14 protein-coding genes are annotated in these 14,627 nt (G+C 65.3%); 6 read left to right on the top strand and 8 right to left on the bottom strand.

Features of this window, described 5'->3' with window-relative positions; translation table 11 throughout:
* Nucleotides 1-12 precede the first annotated feature (12 nt).
* The 4 genes from groL to FOC67_RS03160 all read right to left on the bottom strand — a co-directional run bounded on the left by groL (nt 13) and on the right by FOC67_RS03160 (nt 3,466).
* Nucleotides 13-1,656, bottom strand: a complete 1,644-nt coding sequence (gene groL, locus FOC67_RS03175; protein WP_003094059.1) for a chaperonin GroEL — start codon at nt 1,654-1,656, stop codon at nt 13-15.
* A gap of 50 nt (nt 1,657-1,706) precedes the next feature.
* Nucleotides 1,707-2,000, bottom strand: a complete 294-nt coding sequence (locus FOC67_RS03170; RefSeq protein ID WP_003094064.1) for a co-chaperone GroES — start codon at nt 1,998-2,000, stop codon at nt 1,707-1,709.
* Nucleotides 2,001-2,195: 195 nt separating this feature from the next.
* Entirely contained in the window at nt 2,196-2,663 is a 468-nt protein-coding gene (locus tag FOC67_RS03165; protein ID WP_003094066.1) for an FxsA family protein, read from the bottom strand.
* A 68-nt stretch (nt 2,664-2,731) separates the two neighbouring features.
* Entirely contained in the window at nt 2,732-3,466 is a 735-nt protein-coding gene (locus FOC67_RS03160; RefSeq protein WP_009315950.1) for a HugZ family protein, read from the bottom strand.
* Between the two features lie 108 nt (nt 3,467-3,574).
* On the opposite strand from FOC67_RS03160, the gene FOC67_RS03155 reads away from it, so the two are divergent.
* Nucleotides 3,575-4,333, top strand: coding sequence for an SDR family oxidoreductase (locus tag FOC67_RS03155; protein ID WP_003094072.1), 759 nt, complete (start codon nt 3,575-3,577; stop codon nt 4,331-4,333).
* Between the two features lie 58 nt (nt 4,334-4,391).
* Here the strand turns inward: FOC67_RS03155 and FOC67_RS03150 are convergent, their stop codons facing one another.
* The gene (locus FOC67_RS03150; RefSeq protein ID WP_083842351.1) at nt 4,392-5,399 is read right to left on the bottom strand and encodes a DUF481 domain-containing protein; all 1,008 of its coding nucleotides are present in this window, start codon (nt 5,397-5,399) and stop codon (nt 4,392-4,394) included.
* A 114-nt stretch (nt 5,400-5,513) separates the two neighbouring features.
* The gene (locus tag FOC67_RS03145; protein WP_003120893.1) at nt 5,514-6,515 is read right to left on the bottom strand and encodes a DUF481 domain-containing protein; all 1,002 of its coding nucleotides are present in this window, start codon (nt 6,513-6,515) and stop codon (nt 5,514-5,516) included.
* Here FOC67_RS03145 and FOC67_RS03140 point away from each other — a divergent pair.
* Nucleotides 6,514-6,897 (top strand): MGMT family protein, encoded by a 384-nt coding sequence (locus FOC67_RS03140; protein ID WP_003094074.1) that lies wholly within the window; start codon nt 6,514-6,516, stop codon nt 6,895-6,897. The two genes, FOC67_RS03145 and FOC67_RS03140, sit on opposite strands and share 2 nt — an antisense overlap.
* A gap of 42 nt (nt 6,898-6,939) precedes the next feature.
* On the top strand, nt 6,940-8,724 hold the full coding sequence (gene ampG / locus FOC67_RS03135) for an MFS transporter AmpG (RefSeq protein ID WP_003094076.1): 1,785 nt from the start codon (nt 6,940-6,942) through the stop codon (nt 8,722-8,724).
* A gap of 55 nt (nt 8,725-8,779) precedes the next feature.
* On the opposite strand, the gene FOC67_RS03130 is transcribed toward ampG, so the two are convergent.
* Together FOC67_RS03130 and FOC67_RS03125 are read right to left on the bottom strand one after the other, a co-directional pair.
* Nucleotides 8,780-9,616 (bottom strand): mechanosensitive ion channel family protein, encoded by an 837-nt coding sequence (locus FOC67_RS03130; protein WP_003094078.1) that lies wholly within the window; start codon nt 9,614-9,616, stop codon nt 8,780-8,782.
* A gap of 232 nt (nt 9,617-9,848) precedes the next feature.
* Complete coding sequence (locus FOC67_RS03125) at nt 9,849-10,328, bottom strand: YajQ family cyclic di-GMP-binding protein (protein ID WP_003094081.1); 480 nt, start codon at nt 10,326-10,328, stop codon at nt 9,849-9,851.
* A gap of 103 nt (nt 10,329-10,431) precedes the next feature.
* Between FOC67_RS03125 and FOC67_RS03120 the strand changes: the two genes are divergently transcribed.
* From FOC67_RS03120 to FOC67_RS03110, 3 genes are read left to right on the top strand one after another with little or no spacing between them, the layout of a single operon-like run.
* Nucleotides 10,432-11,532 (top strand): response regulator, encoded by a 1,101-nt coding sequence (locus tag FOC67_RS03120; protein ID WP_003110161.1) that lies wholly within the window; start codon nt 10,432-10,434, stop codon nt 11,530-11,532.
* 36 nt (nt 11,533-11,568) lie between these two features.
* On the top strand, nt 11,569-12,480 hold the full coding sequence (locus FOC67_RS03115; protein WP_003110160.1) for a putative 2-dehydropantoate 2-reductase: 912 nt from the start codon (nt 11,569-11,571) through the stop codon (nt 12,478-12,480).
* A 50-nt stretch (nt 12,481-12,530) separates the two neighbouring features.
* Complete coding sequence (locus tag FOC67_RS03110) at nt 12,531-14,627, top strand: ATP-binding protein (RefSeq protein WP_003106517.1); 2,097 nt, start codon at nt 12,531-12,533, stop codon at nt 14,625-14,627.

Here is a 14,627-nt window from a genome sequence, read left to right as displayed (position 1 = left end):
GGGCCGGTCGGCTTACATCATGCCGCCCATGCCGCCCATGCCGCCCATGTCAGGCATGCCGCCCATGGCCGGCTTGTCTTCCACGATCTCGGCAACCATGGCTTCGGTGGTGATCATCAGACCGCCGATGGAGGCCGCAGCCTGCAGAGCGGAACGAGTGACCTTGGCCGGGTCCAGGATGCCCATCTCGATCATGTCGCCGTACACGCCGGTAGCAGCGTTGAAGCCGTAGTTGCCGGAACCCTGCTTGACCTTGTCGACCACTACGCTCGGCTCGTCGCCGGCGTTGGCCACGATCTGGCGCAGCGGCGATTCGACGGCGCGACGCAGCAGGGCGATACCGACGTTCTGCTCCTCGTTGTCACCCTTCAGGCCTTCGATGGCTTGCAGGGCACGAACCAGGGCTACGCCGCCGCCGGGAACCACGCCCTCTTCCACCGCCGCACGGGTAGCGTGCAGGGCGTCTTCGACGCGGGCTTTCTTCTCTTTCATCTCGACTTCGGTGGCAGCGCCTACCTTGATCACGGCAACACCGCCGGCCAGCTTGGCCAGGCGCTCTTGCAGCTTCTCGCGGTCGTAGTCGGAAGTGGTTTCCTCGATCTGCTTGCGGATCTGCAGGACGCGGGCTTCGATATCAGCCTGCACACCGGCGCCATCGATGATGGTGGTGTTTTCCTTGTTGATCACGACGCGCTTGGCGTTGCCCAGGTGCTCCAGGGTAGCGCCTTCCAGGCTCAGGCCGACTTCTTCGCTGATCACGGTACCGCCGGTGAGGATGGCGATGTCCTGCAGCATGGCCTTGCGGCGGTCGCCGAAGCCCGGAGCCTTGACGGCCGCGACCTTGACGATGCCACGCATGTTGTTCACCACCAGGGTGGCCAGGGCTTCGCCCTCGACGTCCTCGGCGACGATCAGCAGCGGACGGCCGGCCTTGGCGACGGCTTCCAGCACCGGCAGCATTTCGCGGATGTTGGAGATCTTCTTGTCGACCAGCAGCAGCAGCGGGCTATCCAGCTCGGCAGCCATGGTGTCCGGCTTGTTCACGAAGTAGGGGGACAGGTAGCCGCGATCGAACTGCATGCCTTCGACGACGGACAGTTCGTTTTCCAGGCCCGAGCCTTCCTCGACGGTGATCACGCCTTCTTTACCGACTTTTTCCATGGCTTCGGCAATGATCTGGCCGATGGACTCGTCGGAGTTGGCGGAGATGGTGCCTACCTGGGCGATGGCCTTGGTGTCGGCGCAGGGCTTGGCCAGCTCTTTCAGCTGGGCGACGATGGCCACGGTGGCCTTGTCGATGCCACGCTTCAGGTCCATCGGGTTCATGCCGGCGGCAACGGCCTTCAGGCCTTCGTTGACGATGGCCTGGGCCAGGACGGTCGCGGTGGTGGTGCCGTCACCGGCAGCATCGTTGGCCTTGGAGGCAACGTCTTTCACCAGTTGCGCGCCCATGTTCTCGAACTTGTCTTTCAGCTCGATTTCCTTGGCGACGGAAACGCCATCCTTGGTGATGGTCGGAGCGCCGAAGGACTTGTCCAGAACCACGTTGCGGCCTTTCGGGCCGAGGGTGGCCTTGACGGCATCGGCCAGCACGTTCACGCCGACCAGCATTTTCTTGCGAGCGGAATCGCCGAACTTAACTTCTTTGGCAGCCATGTTCTCTTTCCTCTAAATCGAATTCGGTGAAAACGGAGTGGTGAGACCGATCAGTCTTCCAGGACGGCGAGGATTTCGGACTCGCCCATCACCAGCAGTTCCTCGCCATCGACCTTGATGGCGTTGCTGCCGGAGTAAGGCCCGAAGACCACCTTGTCGCCCACCTTCACTGCCAGAGCGCGCACTTCGCCGTTGTCCAGTACACGACCGGTACCTACGGCTACCACTTCACCGCGGTTCGGCTTCTCGGCGGCGGAACCCGGCAGCACGATGCCGCCTGCGGTCTTGGTCTCTTCCTCGCTGCGACGGATAACGACGCGATCATGCAGAGGACGAAGCTTCATAGTCGTAACTCTCCCAAACAGTGGTTTCCAACGGCCGGATCGAAGTCCGGCGGGTTTTGTTGAAGCCGGCGTTGCCGGGTTGCGACTCGACGCGCGAGCCGCGTAAGACAGCCTGCCCTTGTGGCAGGGACCTTGCGGTGACCGTTACATAAGGTCGCCACAAGCCATTTCAAGGGCATGCAGTGAAAATTTTTTTCAGTTGCGCGAATCGTCGCGGCGCTCGTACTCACCCTCGATGACGTTCGGCCGCGACGGCCCCTGTCCGTAGCGGGCGTTCAGGTCGTCGGCGAAGGCGCGCCGGCGCAGCGCCTGCTGTTCGACGCGGCGGCGCAGGCCGCCGAGCATCAGGCGACGGGTGAAAGGAATCAGGCAGAGGATGCCGAAGATGTCGCTGATGAAACCCGGCAGCATCAGCAGGCCGCCGCCGACGGCGATCAACAGGCCTTCGAGCATTTCCTGCTCCGGCAGTTCGCCACGGGCCAGTCGTTCGCGGGCGCGCCAGGCGGTGGCCACACCGGCCACGCGCAACAATGCGGCACCGATGAAGGCGCTGGCGACGATCAGGAACAGGGTCCAGCCGACCCCGATGACACTGCCGACCTTGATCAGGACGGCCAGCTCGACCAGCGGGAAGAGCAACAGCAGAAAGAGGAAAGCGCGCATTTCAGAGTCCTTGGCGGGGCCCGTTTGCCCCCGGTACCACCAGTAGTTGGCGCCAGCCGGGGAAGAATTCAACCCTGCTCCGGCTCGACGGTCGGCCAGCGCTCGGCCCTGGCCAGTTGCACCAGCGCCTGGCGCACGGCCCCGGGGTTGCCGCAGGCGGCGGGGAACGGCAGCCAGTGCAGGCCCTGGCCGATGCGCAGGTGGAAACCTTCTGTATCAATTCCCGCCAGCTGCGCCGCGGCATGCGCCGGCAGTCCGGCCAGTTCCACATAGTGGGCGATGGCGGCGGCGTGGTCCTTGTTCATGTGCTCGACCATGCCGCGCTCGGCTTCTCCGGCGAACGGATTGGCCAGCGGCACGCGCTCGGCGGCCAGCCAGTGGATCGCGCCGAAACCGCCGATGAAACGCCACTGGACCGGCTGCAGCACCCAGAAATCGAAATCGTGGACCCGATGGTAGTCGGCGGACTCGGGGAAATAGCGGTAGTAACGCTCGGCCGCCGCGGCGACCTCCTCCTCCGCCAATTGCCGCGCCTCGGCCAGCAGGGTGAGGCGGCCGACAGCCTGGATATCCTCGGCGCCGCGCTCGCCTACCAGCATCGAGCAGCGCGGGTCCGCCTGCAGGTTGTGGGTGTGCTGGGCGATCCGGCTGATCAGGATCAGCGGCCGGCCTTCGGCATCCAGGCAATAGGGAACCACCGAGCCGAAGGGAAAGCCCGGCCATTTCTTCGAGTGGGTGGAAAGGACCGCACGGTATTCCTTGAGCAGCAATTCTCGGGCATTCTTTGCAGCTTCAACGCTCAATTTATGACTCCTTGCATAGAATCCGTCGTAAACGGACGGGCATATCAAAGTACGTTCGCAGGTGCCGGCAAGGTCCGCTTCCAGAAACTGCTCGTGGGGTTCCAAGCAATGCAATTGAAAGACAAGGTCATCATCATCACCGGCGGCTGCCAGGGGCTCGGTCGGGCAATGGGCGAATATCTCGCCGGCAAGGGCGCCAGGCTGGCCCTGGTCGATCTCAACCGCGAACGTCTCGACGAAGCCGTCGCTGCCTGCAAGGCCGCCGGCGGCGACGCTCGCGCCTACGTGTGCAACGTGGCGGACGAGGAACAGGTTACCCACATGGTGGCCCAGGTCGCCAGCGACTTCGGCGCGATCAACGGCCTGGTCAACAACGCCGGCATCCTCCGCGACGGCCTGACCATCAAGGTCAAGGACGGCCAGTTGAGCAAGATGAGCCTGGCCCAATGGCAATCGGTGATCGACGTCAACCTCACCGGTGTATTCCTTTGCACCCGCGAAGTGGCGGCGAAGATGATCGAGCTGAAGAACGAAGGCGCGATCGTCAACATTTCCTCGATCTCCCGCGCCGGCAACATGGGCCAGGCCAACTACTCGGCAGCCAAGGCCGGGGTCGCCGCGGATACCGTGGTCTGGGCGAAGGAACTGGCGCGCTACGGCATCCGCGTGGCCGGCGTGGCGCCGGGCTTCATCGAGACCGAGATGACCGCCGGGATGAAACCCGAGGCGCTGGAGAAGATGACCGCCGGCATCCCTCTGAAGCGCATGGGCAAGCCGGTGGAGATCGCCCATTCGGTGGCCTACATCTTTGAGAACGACTACTACACCGGCCGCGTTCTCGAACTGGACGGCGGCCTGCGCCTGTAGGCCCCGGCCCGGCAAGGAAAAAGCCCCGCTATCGCGGGGCTTTTTCGTGCAGGCCGGCTTACCAGCCGACCCCGAGGCCGAAGGTATAGCGGCGCTGGTTGACGTTGCCGTCGTTGCCGCTGAACTTGTCCCATTCCGCCTTCATGCTCAGCGAAGCCCAGCTGGTCAGCTTGTAGCGGATCCCCGCCTCGGTCTGCAGCTCGTAGTCCAGGCCGGATTGCAGCGGCTTGCTGACCTCGCCGTTGGTGAACAGCTCGAACTGCTTGGCCAGCAGGTAGCGGTTGTAGTCCCACTTGAAGCTCGACGAATAGAAGTGCTCCTTCTCGCCGTCGGCGAACTCGTAGTCGTTGCGGTTGACCAGGATGGCGATGGAGAACGCGCCCAGCTCGTTGTCCCAGAACTGGTAGCCAGGGCCGGTACCGACGGTACGCTTCTTCGCCAGGTCCTCGATCATGTCGCGCTTGTAGGCGACCTGGCCCTGCCAGAACCAGTGGTCGTCGATGAAGCGGTCCAGCGCGTACTGGCCGGAATAATTGTCGGTGCTGACCAGGCCGTTCTTCTTCTCGCGGTTGTACTCGCCCTGCACGTTGTGGCGCCAGAGTCCGTGGCGGGCGTTGGTCTTGAAATCGATGTCGTAGTCGGACACATCGTTCTCGGCCTGCTTGCGGTCCAGCGAGAAATCGACGTTGCCGTTCCATACCCAGTCCTGGAGGATCGGCTTGGGCGGCATCATCTGCTGGATGCTGGCCAGCTCCACGGTCTTCGGCTCGCCGTTGACCAGGGTCACCTGGCCCGGCCCGGCGGCCCTGATGCCCTTGGAATGCTCGCCGGTCTCGGCATCCTGCTTGACCAGCAGGTTCTGCTCGCTCTCGAAGGTGGAGATCTTGTCCCACTTGAGCGTGATGTCGCCGCCATAGTCGGTCTTCAGCAGCAGCTTGCCGCCGTCGAACAGGGTGATCTTGCCGGTAAGGCGGTCACCGTTCTTCATCCAGACCGTATCGGCAAGGGCAGAGGTGGAACTTGCAAGGGCAGCGAGGCACAGCAGGATTCTCGACAACATGAGCACAAATCAACTGAGTTGGGTTCGAAGAGGCCGGCATTATCCAAATGCCGGGCGGCAGAGCAAGGACCGGGGCACGGGCGGTAAAGTTCAGCCGGATCGACCGAAAGGTGAGCCGCATCACCAGCCGACGCCGACCCCGATCAGGTAATGCCGGTCGGACTGGGTGCCCCCCTCGGTGCGCAACTGGTCCAGTTCATAGAGGAACGAAAGACGCGCCCAACTGTTCAGGCGATAGCGCAGGCCGTATTCGCTGTCGAGCAGGTAGTCGATCCGCTCGATGCCGGGAACCAGCACGGTTCCCTTGCTGTACAGCTCCAGCCGGGTGCCGGCGAGCAGCCGCTTGTAGTCCCACTCCAGCGAATAGGAGGTGAAATCCTCGCGCGGCTGATCGCGCCACTCCAGTTGCCAGCGACTGATCTCGGCGACCAGGTCGAAACGCCCGAGTTCGTCGTCCCAGAACTGGTAGCCGGGGCCGGTTCCCAGCGCGCTCTGGCGCTCCAGGTTGTCGATCGCATCGTGCTTCTGCGAATAGCTGCCACGCCAGAACCAGTGTTCGTCGAAGAAGCGATCGAGGTCGTAGTCCAGCTCCCAGTTGTCCTCGACCTTGCGCCCGTCCTTCTTTTCCCGCTCCACTTCCCCCGCCAGCACGTGGCGCCAGGCACCGTGGCGAAGCCGGGTATCACCCTTGAGCTTCCATTCGTCCTTGTCGCTGTCGTTGCGCTTGCTATCCAGCTTGACGTCGAGATTGCCCTCCCAGACCAGGTCCTCCACCAGCGGTCGCGGCGGCACCATCTGGCGAATACTGGCCAGCGGGACGGTATGGCTGCCGCCATCGACGATCCGCACCATGCCCTTGCCCGCCGCCTCCAGGGTTCGGCTACGCTGCCCGGATACGCCCTGCTGCTTGATCAGCAGGGGTTTGTCGGAACTGATGGTGTCGATATCCTTCCAATCGATCAGCACCTGGCCGGCATAACGGGTCTTCAGCGCCAGCTTGCCGCCGTCCATCAGCACGATCTCGCCGGACAGGCGGTCGCCGTTGTCCAGCCATACGGTGTCGGCCAGCGCGGGGCCGGCCAGGAGCATCACGACGATTGAACAGAGGGCTCTGAGCGACATGGGCGTTCACAAGGCGGACAGGAAAGGGAAAACCGATGAGCATGCCTGGGCCGGCAGCGACCCGGCAAGTGCCCAGGCGCGCCGCGAGGCCCTGTACCTGGTGCTGGCGCAGGTGCCGCCGGGGCAGGTGGTCAGCTACGGGCAACTGGCCGAACTGGCCGGCCTAGGCCGCGCCGCCCGCTGGGTCGGCAGGACGCTCAGCCAGTTGCCGGTGGATACCCGCCTGCCCTGGCATCGGGTTCTCGCCGCCGGCGGTCGCATCAGCCTGCCGGCGGACAGTCCCGGCGGTCGCGAACAACGCGCACGCTTGCGCGAGGAAGGCGTTCTCCTGCACAACGACAGGGTGGACATACGTCGGCATGGCTGGCTTACAGCGAAGTAGAGCGGTTAGAGTGCGCGTTATTTTTTGCGGAACGGTTACCCCATGACTCAGCAATCCTGGCGAGAGGCCCTGGTCGCCTACAAGTCTCCCGCCAGCCTGGCCCTCCTGCTGCTCGGCTTCGCCGCCGGCCTGCCCACCATGCTGGTGTTCAACACCCTGTCGGTGTGGCTGCGCGAAGCCGGCGTGGCGCGGGATACCATCGGTTTCGCCAGTTGGCTGGGGCTGGTGTACGCCTTCAAGTGGGTCTGGTCGCCGATGCTCGACCAGTGGCGCCTGCCCTTCGTCGGCCGTCTCGGCCGGCGCCGTTCCTGGCTGGTGTTCTCGCAGGTGCTGATCGCCCTGGGACTGCTCGGCATGGCCCTGTGCAATCCGCAGAGCCACCTGCCCTGGCTGATCGGCCTGGCCCTGCTGGTGGCGTTCGCCTCCGCCACCCAGGACATCGCGATCGACGCCTACCGCCTGGAAATCGCCGAGGATAGCCGCCAGGCCGCCCTCGCTGCCTGCTACATGACCGGCTACCGCGCGGCGATCCTGCTGGCCAGCGCCGGCGCGCTGATTCTCGCCGAATGGTTCGGCTCCACCAGCCTCAACTACAGCCAGTCGGCCTGGGGCCTGACCTATGCGTTGTTCGCCCTGCTGATCCTGCCCGGGCTGGTCACCAGCCTGCTGATCCGCGAGCCGGCGGTGGACGTGCCGATCCACGTCAATCCGTCGCGTTTCGACTTCAACCACCAACTGCTCTCGGTGCTCCTGCTGCTGATCCTGCTGATCTCGCTGCCGGCGATGATCACCGCCCTCCTCGACCGCGCCTGGCCGCGCGCCGGCCTCTACGCGCTGCTCATGGGGATCTGCCTGTCGCCGTGGGGACGCCAGCAGATCCGCCCGGTCCGCGAACTGCTCGCCACCGTGCGCAGGCCGCTGCTGGTGGCGGCGCGCGGCAAGGAAGTGCCGCTGTTCGATTTCGTCCACCAGGCGGTCTCGGTGATGGTGCTGATCATCCTCCTCGTCACCGTCACCGCCATGTGCCGCGCCTACTACTCCGGTGCCTGGCCGCGCGGCACGCTGTTCCTGCTGATCGCCGCGTCCTGCCTGTCGGCACCCGGACGCCTGCTGATGGCCCCGGTGCTGACGCCGATCACCGAGTTCGTCCAGCGCTATCGCTGGCAGGCCCTGCTGCTGCTCGGCCTGATCTCCACCTATCGCCTGTCGGACACGGTGATGGGGGTGATGGCCGGGGTCTTCTACATCGACATGGGCTTCTCCAAGGAAGTCATCGCCAGTGTCAGCAAGGTCTTCGGCGTACTCATGACCCTGATCGGCGCCGCCGCCGGCGGGGTGCTGATCGCCCGCTTCAGCATCCTCTCCATCCTGTTCATCGGCGGTGCCGCTTCGGCTGCCACCAACCTGCTGTTCGCCATGCTCGCCCAGCTCGGCCCGCTGCACGCCGAGGCCCTGCCCAGCCATGACGTGATCAGCCTGGTGATGGCGCTCGAGCCGCACGTGCTGATGCTGGTGATGACCATCACCCTCGACAACTTCAGCGGCGGCCTCGCCGCCTCGGCCTTCGTCGCCTACCTGTCGAGCCTGACCAACCTGAAGTTCTCCGCCACCCAGTACGCCATGCTCAGCTCGACCATGCTCCTGCTGCCGCGCTTCATCGGCGGCTACTCCGGAACCATGGTCGAGAGCCTCGGCTACGAGCACTTCTTCTACGTCACCGCGGTGATGGGCATTCCCACCCTGCTGCTGATCGGCTGGTTGTGGCTGCGCCGCGCGCCGTCCAGCGAGACGCCGGCGCCGGGCCACCAGAACGCCGAGCAGCACTGAGGCAAGAATGAAAAAGGCCGGCATTCGCCGGCCTTTTTCGTGGATCGTGCGGGCCTCAGTCGGCCATCGCGCCCTGCACAACCTTGACCACCCGCTGCGGGAAGGGAATGCCGATACCTTCCTTGCCCAGCGCGTCGCGGGCCTTTTCGTTGAACATGAACATCACGTCCCAGTAGTCGGCGTTCTTCACCCAGACCCGCAGGGACAGGGTAATCGCGCTTTCGCCGAGATTGGAAACCACTGCCACCGGTGCCGGGTCCTTCAGAACCCGCGGGTCGTCGGCCATGGCCAGGAGAATGTTCTGCGCATTCTTCAGGTCGGCGTCGTAGTCGATGCCGACGTCGAAGATCACCTTGCGCAGCGGCTCGGCGGAGTAGTTGGTCACCGTTCCGTTGGACAGCGCCCCGTTGGGCACGATGATCCGCTTGTTGTCGCCGCTACGCAGCACGGTGTGGAAGATCAGGATCGAATCCACGGTGCCGGCCACGCCCTGCGCCTCGATCCAGTCGCCGACCTTGAACGGGCGGAACAGCAGGATCAGCACGCCGCCAGCGAAGTTAGCCAGGCTGCCCTGCAGGGCCAGGCCGATGGCCAGGCCGGCGGCGCCGATGGCGGCGACGAAGCTGGTAGTCTGGATGCCGATCATGGAAGCCACGCTGACCACCAGCAGGATCTTCAGGACGATGCTCACCAGGCTGCCGACGAAGCCCTGCAGGGTGCGGTCGACGCTGCGCCTGGCGAGCAGGCCGCCGACCCGGCCGGTCAGGGTGTTGATCAGCCACCAGCCGATCGCCAGGGTCAGCAGCGCCAGGGCGACCTTGCCGCTGTACTCCAGCACGATCGGCAGCCAGGACTCGGTCTGCTGCACCAGTCGGTCGTAGTTCAATTCCATGCATTACCTCCATTTCTCGAAAAAACACCCCTCCCTTCCGCAACGGAAACGGGACGGGCTTGCAGATTCCTGCCCGGACGCCGTGGGCCGACGTTCCCGGGCCTGGATACGAATCGGCGCAGCGCGGACGAACCGACGCTGCGCCGACAGGGGCGGACAACGCGGGAGAGGTCGCGGCGGCGCTACTCCCTATTGCGATGCCCGGGATGGCGAGAGGTTCCGAAAAACCTCGTCAATCGCGGAAGTTGGTGAACTGCAGCGGCATGCCGAGGGATTCGCCGCGCAGCAGGGCGATGGCCTCCTGCAGATCGTCGCGCTTCTTGCCGGTGACGCGCACCTGCTCGCCCTGGATGGCGGCCTGGACCTTGAGCTTGCGCTCCTTGATCAGGCCGACGATCTTCTTCGCCAGGTCCTTGTCGATGCCCTCGCGGAAGTTCACTTCCTGCTTGACCACCTTGCCCGACGGGTAGGCATCCTTGATCTCCATGCACTGGCTGTCGACCTTGCGCTTGACCAGGTTGGAACGCAGGATGTCGAGCATCTGCTCGAGCATGAAATCGGCTTCGGCGGTGAGGGTCACCGACTTGTCCTTGGCTTCGAAACTGCATTTGCCTTTCAGGTCGAAACGGCGATCCAGTTCCTTGATGGCGTTGTCCACGGCGTTGGTCAACTCGTGTTTGTCCAGTTCGGACACCACGTCGAACGAAGGCATGTCATCTCTCCAGATGGACGGCGCGACAGGGTTCACAGACGGAACCGCGCCTGGCTTGACGGTAAAAAATGCCCGCCCATTATAACCGAGCCCTCGCGAGCGAATGCCCGCCGGTGTGGCGGAGACCGACGATTTCTTCCCGATGGCGCGCGCGATCGCGGCCGGGACCCGGCCTCCCGCGACGAACCGGGCCCTTGCCGGCAGCGTACCGGCGCCCATCCTCTTCTCGAGTCCGTTCATGCCCAACCCCGATCTCAGCATCCTGGTCGTCGACGACGCCAAGTTTTCCAGCGCCATGATCGGCCGCGCCCTCAGCCAGGCCGGCTACCAGGACATCCGCTTCGCCAGCAGCGCCAGCGAGGCCCTGCAGCAGCTCGAACAACGCCCGGTCAGCGTGCTCCTGGCCGACTGGCTGATGCCGGAGATGGACGGCCTGGAACTGACCGCCCGGGTCCGCCAACTGGACGAAAGCATCAACCACTACACCTACATCGTCCTGCTCACCGGCAAGGAGGGCGAGAACGTCCTCGGCGAGGCCTTCGACCGTGGCGTCGACGACTTCGTCAGCAAGGCCGCGATGAACGAGCAACTGGTGCCGCGCATCTACGCAGCCGACCGCCTGTGCAACACCCTGCAACGGTTGCTGGTGGAAAACCGCCTGCTCACCGAAAACATCGCGCGGATGGAAGAACGCAACCTGGTGGATACCCTCACCGGCCTCGGCAATCCCCGCTACCTGCGCCAGAAGCTGGCCGACAGCCTGCGCCAGGTGGAAACCCGCGGTGGAGCGTTGTGCTACCTGCTGGTCGGCATGCCCGAGGCACCGGTCCTGCGCCAGCGGCACGGCGAGGCCTTCCATCGCGAGCTGCTGCTCGGCGTGGCCAGGCGCCTGCAACAGCTGGTCCGGCCGCTGGACGTGCTGGTGCGCCTGGACGAGCAGCATTTCGCCCTGATCACCTTGGTGGAGGACCTGCACGAATGCTCGTCGAGCAGCTTCAAGCGGCTGCACGACGGGCTCAACCTGAAGGCCTTCAAGACCAGCGAAGGCTTCATCAGCCTGAAAGCCGGCATCGCCATGCTCGGCCTCGACAGCGGGGCATTGCCGCTGGGCATCGACGAACTGCTGCAGCGCACCGAGGCCCTGTTGCCCGATGCCTATGCCAGCGGCAGGATCGCAACCTGCCGGCTACCGGCACTGCGCTAGACTTCGCTCTATCGTCAGCCATTCGCAGTAGCCACCATGACCTGGCATATCCTCGGCGCCGGTAGCCTCGGCAGCCTATGGGCCGCGCGCCTCGGGCGCGCCGGCCTGCCCGTCCGCCTGATCCTGCGCGACCGCCAGCGCCTGCGCCGCTACCAACAGGCCGGCGGACTGAGCCTGGTGGAAGACGGCCAGGCCAGCCTCTACCCGATCGCCGCGGAAACCCCGGACGGCGGGCAACCCATCCAGCGCCTGCTGCTGGCCTGCAAGGCCTACGACGCGGAGGAAGCCGCCTCCAGCGTGGCCCATCGCCTGGCCGGCAACGCCGAACTGCTGTTGCTGCAGAACGGCCTGGGCAGCCAGCAGGCGGTCGCCGCCCGCCTGCCGCGCAGCCGCTGCCTGTTCGCCTCCAGCACCGAAGGCGCGTTCCGCGATGGCGATTTCCGCGTGGTCTTCGCCGGCCGCGGGCACACCTGGCTCGGCGATCCGCGCGACACAAGCGCCCCCGCCTGGCTGGCGCAGCTGTCCCAGGCCGGGATCCCGCACAGCTGGAGCGACGACATCCTCGAACGCCTGTGGCGCAAGCTGGCCCTGAACTGCGCGATCAACCCACTGACCGTCCTTCACGATTGCCGCAACGGCGGCCTGCGGCAGCACCCGGAAGAGATCGCCGCGCTTTGCGACGAACTCGGCCAGTTGCTCCACGCCAGCGGCTACGACGCCGCCGCCAGGAGCCTGCTGGAGGATGTCCGGGCGGTGATCGACGCCACCGCAGCCAACTATTCCTCGATGCATCAGGACGTCACCCGGGGCCGGCGCACGGAAATCGGCTATCTGCTCGGCTACGCCTGCCAGCACGGGCAGCGCCTGGGACTACCGTTGCCACGCCTGGGAACCTTGCTCGCCCGCCTCCAGGCCCATCTGCGCCAGCGCGGTTTGCCCGACCGCTAAAGCGCGTTACCCTGCCCGCCATTCCTTTTCGCCGCGGACCGCCAGAGCCCATGAACCTGCGCCAGCGCCTCGACAACCTGCCCGTAGGGCAGAAACTGCTCGCCGCCCTGCTGATCCTGCTGGCCACCGTGCTGCTGGTGGCCAACCTGGCGTTCATCAGCGCCGCCTACTGGATTTCCCAGGAAAGCGTCGCCCCCCAGGCGATGCAGACCATCGGCCGGCTGATCGCCAACCCGGCGCTCAGCCAGCCGGCGCTCAGTTCGCCGCAGACCGCCGAGGTCCTGCTGCGCCAGCTCAACGATTACCAGCCGTTGCGCGCCGCGGCCCTGTACGACAGCAATGGGCTGATGCTAGCCGACCTGCAACGCGGCGACACCCTCAAGCTGCCGGCCCGCCTGGACCGCCTGGAGCACTGGAGGCGCGGCGAGTACCGCCTCAACGCGCTGATCGAACTGCCCCAGGAAAACGCCCGCCCCGGCTACCTGCTGCTGGTGGCCAGCGGCGAACTGCCGAGCGCGTTCTACACCGGAACCCTCACCGCCAGCCTGGCGATCCTCGGCGTCAGCGTGCTGCTCTGGCTGCTGGTGGCGCAGCAGATACGCCGCCTGATCACCCGGCCGATCCGCGATCTCGAGGAACTGTCGCGACAGGTCACCCGCGAGGAGAACTACGCCCTCCGCGCCCAGCGCGGCAACGGCGACGAGATCGGCCGCCTGGCCGACGCGTTCAACACCATGCTGACCCGCATCGAGGCCCGCGAGCAGCAGCTCAAGCGCGCCCGCGACGATGCCCAGGAAGCGGTCGAGCAGGCCCAGAGCCTGGCCGAGGAAACCCGCCGCTCGAACCGCAAGCTGGAACTGGAAGTGCAGGTGCGCAGCAAGATCGAGAAGAAGCTCACCGGTTTCCAGCACTACCTCAACAGCATCATCGACTCCATGCCTTCGGCGCTGATCGCGGTGGACGAGCAACTCTACGTCACGCAGTGGAACCAGGAGGCCAGCCAGCTTTCCGGCACCAGCCTGGACGATGCGGTCAACCAGCCGGTGTTCCTCGCCTTTCCCTCGCTCAAGCCGTTCCTTCCGCAGCTCACCCGGGCTGCCGAGAAGCACAGCGTGGAGCGTGTCGAACGGGTCACCTGGGCGCTGATCGACACGCCACGCCACTACGCCCTGACCTTCTACCCGCTGATGGGCGGCACCGGCCGCGGCGCGGTGATCCGCATCGACGACATCACCCAGCGGCTGAGCCTGGAAGAAGTGATGGTGCAATCGGAGAAGATGCTCTCGGTCGGCAGCCTCGCCGCCGGCATGGCCCACGAGATCAACAACCCGCTCGGCGCGATCCTGCACAACGTGCAGAACATCAAGCGGCGCCTGTCCCCGGAGCTGGCGAAGAACGTCGAGCTGGCGGCCGAGGTCGGAGTACCGCTGGAAGACATCAATCACTACCTCGACGGCCGCGACATCCCGCGCCTGCTGGAAGGCATCCAGCACGCCGGCTCGCGGGCAGCGAAGATCGTCACCCACATGCTCGCCTTCAGCCGCCGCAGCCACCGGCAGATGACCGCTTGCGAACTGCCCGCACTGCTCGAACAGGCGGTGGAAATCGCCGGTAACGACTTCGACCTGGCCGAAGGCTTCGACTTCAAGTCGTTGCAGATCGTCCACGAGTTCGACCCCAACCTCGGCCCGGTGCCGGTGATCGCCAACGAGGTCGAGCAGGTCCTGCTCAACCTGCTGAAGAACGCCGCCCAGGCCATCCACCAGCGCGACGACGAAGAGGAAGGCGAACAAGGTCGGATCGTCCTGCGCACGCGCCTGACGCCGCCCTGGGCGGAAGTCCAGGTGGAAGACAACGGCAGCGGCATGCCCGAACTGGTGCGCAAGCGTATCTTCGAGCCGTTCTTCACCACCAAGGAAGTCGGCCAGGGCACCGGTCTCGGCCTGTCCGTCTCGTATTTCATCATCACCAACAATCACAAGGGCCAGATGGAAGTACGCTCGGAACTGGGCCGCGGCACATGCTTCAGCATCCGCCTGCCGCTGGAAAGCTCCGAAGCGGTCGCCCCGGCACAAGCCAAGGCCCTGCCGCCCGCTCTGCCGCAACCCGGTAGCAGCCTGCGGCGGGGCGACGAAGAGGAAGGTTGA

This window comes from Pseudomonas sp. FDAARGOS_761, from assembly GCF_013343155.1.
GTDB lineage: Bacteria > Pseudomonadota > Gammaproteobacteria > Pseudomonadales > Pseudomonadaceae > Pseudomonas > Pseudomonas aeruginosa.
This window is presented reverse-complemented; position numbering and strand designations above follow the sequence as displayed.

Excerpts from the sequence above, each read along its gene's own strand:
- FOC67_RS03125 (WP_003094081.1), bottom strand. The coding sequence starts at position 10,328 with ATGCCTTCGTTCGACGTGGTGTCCGAACTGGACAAACACGAGTTGACC.
- FOC67_RS03110 (WP_003106517.1), top strand. The coding sequence starts at position 12,531 with ATGAACCTGCGCCAGCGCCTCGACAACCTGCCCGTAGGGCAGAAACTG.
- FOC67_RS03130 (WP_003094078.1), bottom strand. The coding sequence starts at position 9,616 with ATGGAATTGAACTACGACCGACTGGTGCAGCAGACCGAGTCCTGGCTG.
- groL (WP_003094059.1), bottom strand. The coding sequence starts at position 1,656 with ATGGCTGCCAAAGAAGTTAAGTTCGGCGATTCCGCTCGCAAGAAAATG.
- ampG (WP_003094076.1), top strand. The coding sequence starts at position 6,940 with ATGACTCAGCAATCCTGGCGAGAGGCCCTGGTCGCCTACAAGTCTCCC.
- FOC67_RS03120 (WP_003110161.1), top strand. The coding sequence starts at position 10,432 with ATGCCCGCCGGTGTGGCGGAGACCGACGATTTCTTCCCGATGGCGCGC.
- FOC67_RS03170 (WP_003094064.1), bottom strand. The coding sequence starts at position 2,000 with ATGAAGCTTCGTCCTCTGCATGATCGCGTCGTTATCCGTCGCAGCGAG.
- FOC67_RS03140 (WP_003094074.1), top strand. The coding sequence starts at position 6,514 with ATGGGCGTTCACAAGGCGGACAGGAAAGGGAAAACCGATGAGCATGCC.
- FOC67_RS03155 (WP_003094072.1), top strand. The coding sequence starts at position 3,575 with ATGCAATTGAAAGACAAGGTCATCATCATCACCGGCGGCTGCCAGGGG.
- FOC67_RS03115 (WP_003110160.1), top strand. The coding sequence starts at position 11,569 with ATGACCTGGCATATCCTCGGCGCCGGTAGCCTCGGCAGCCTATGGGCC.
- FOC67_RS03145 (WP_003120893.1), bottom strand. The coding sequence starts at position 6,515 with ATGTCGCTCAGAGCCCTCTGTTCAATCGTCGTGATGCTCCTGGCCGGC.
- FOC67_RS03165 (WP_003094066.1), bottom strand. The coding sequence starts at position 2,663 with ATGCGCGCTTTCCTCTTTCTGCTGTTGCTCTTCCCGCTGGTCGAGCTG.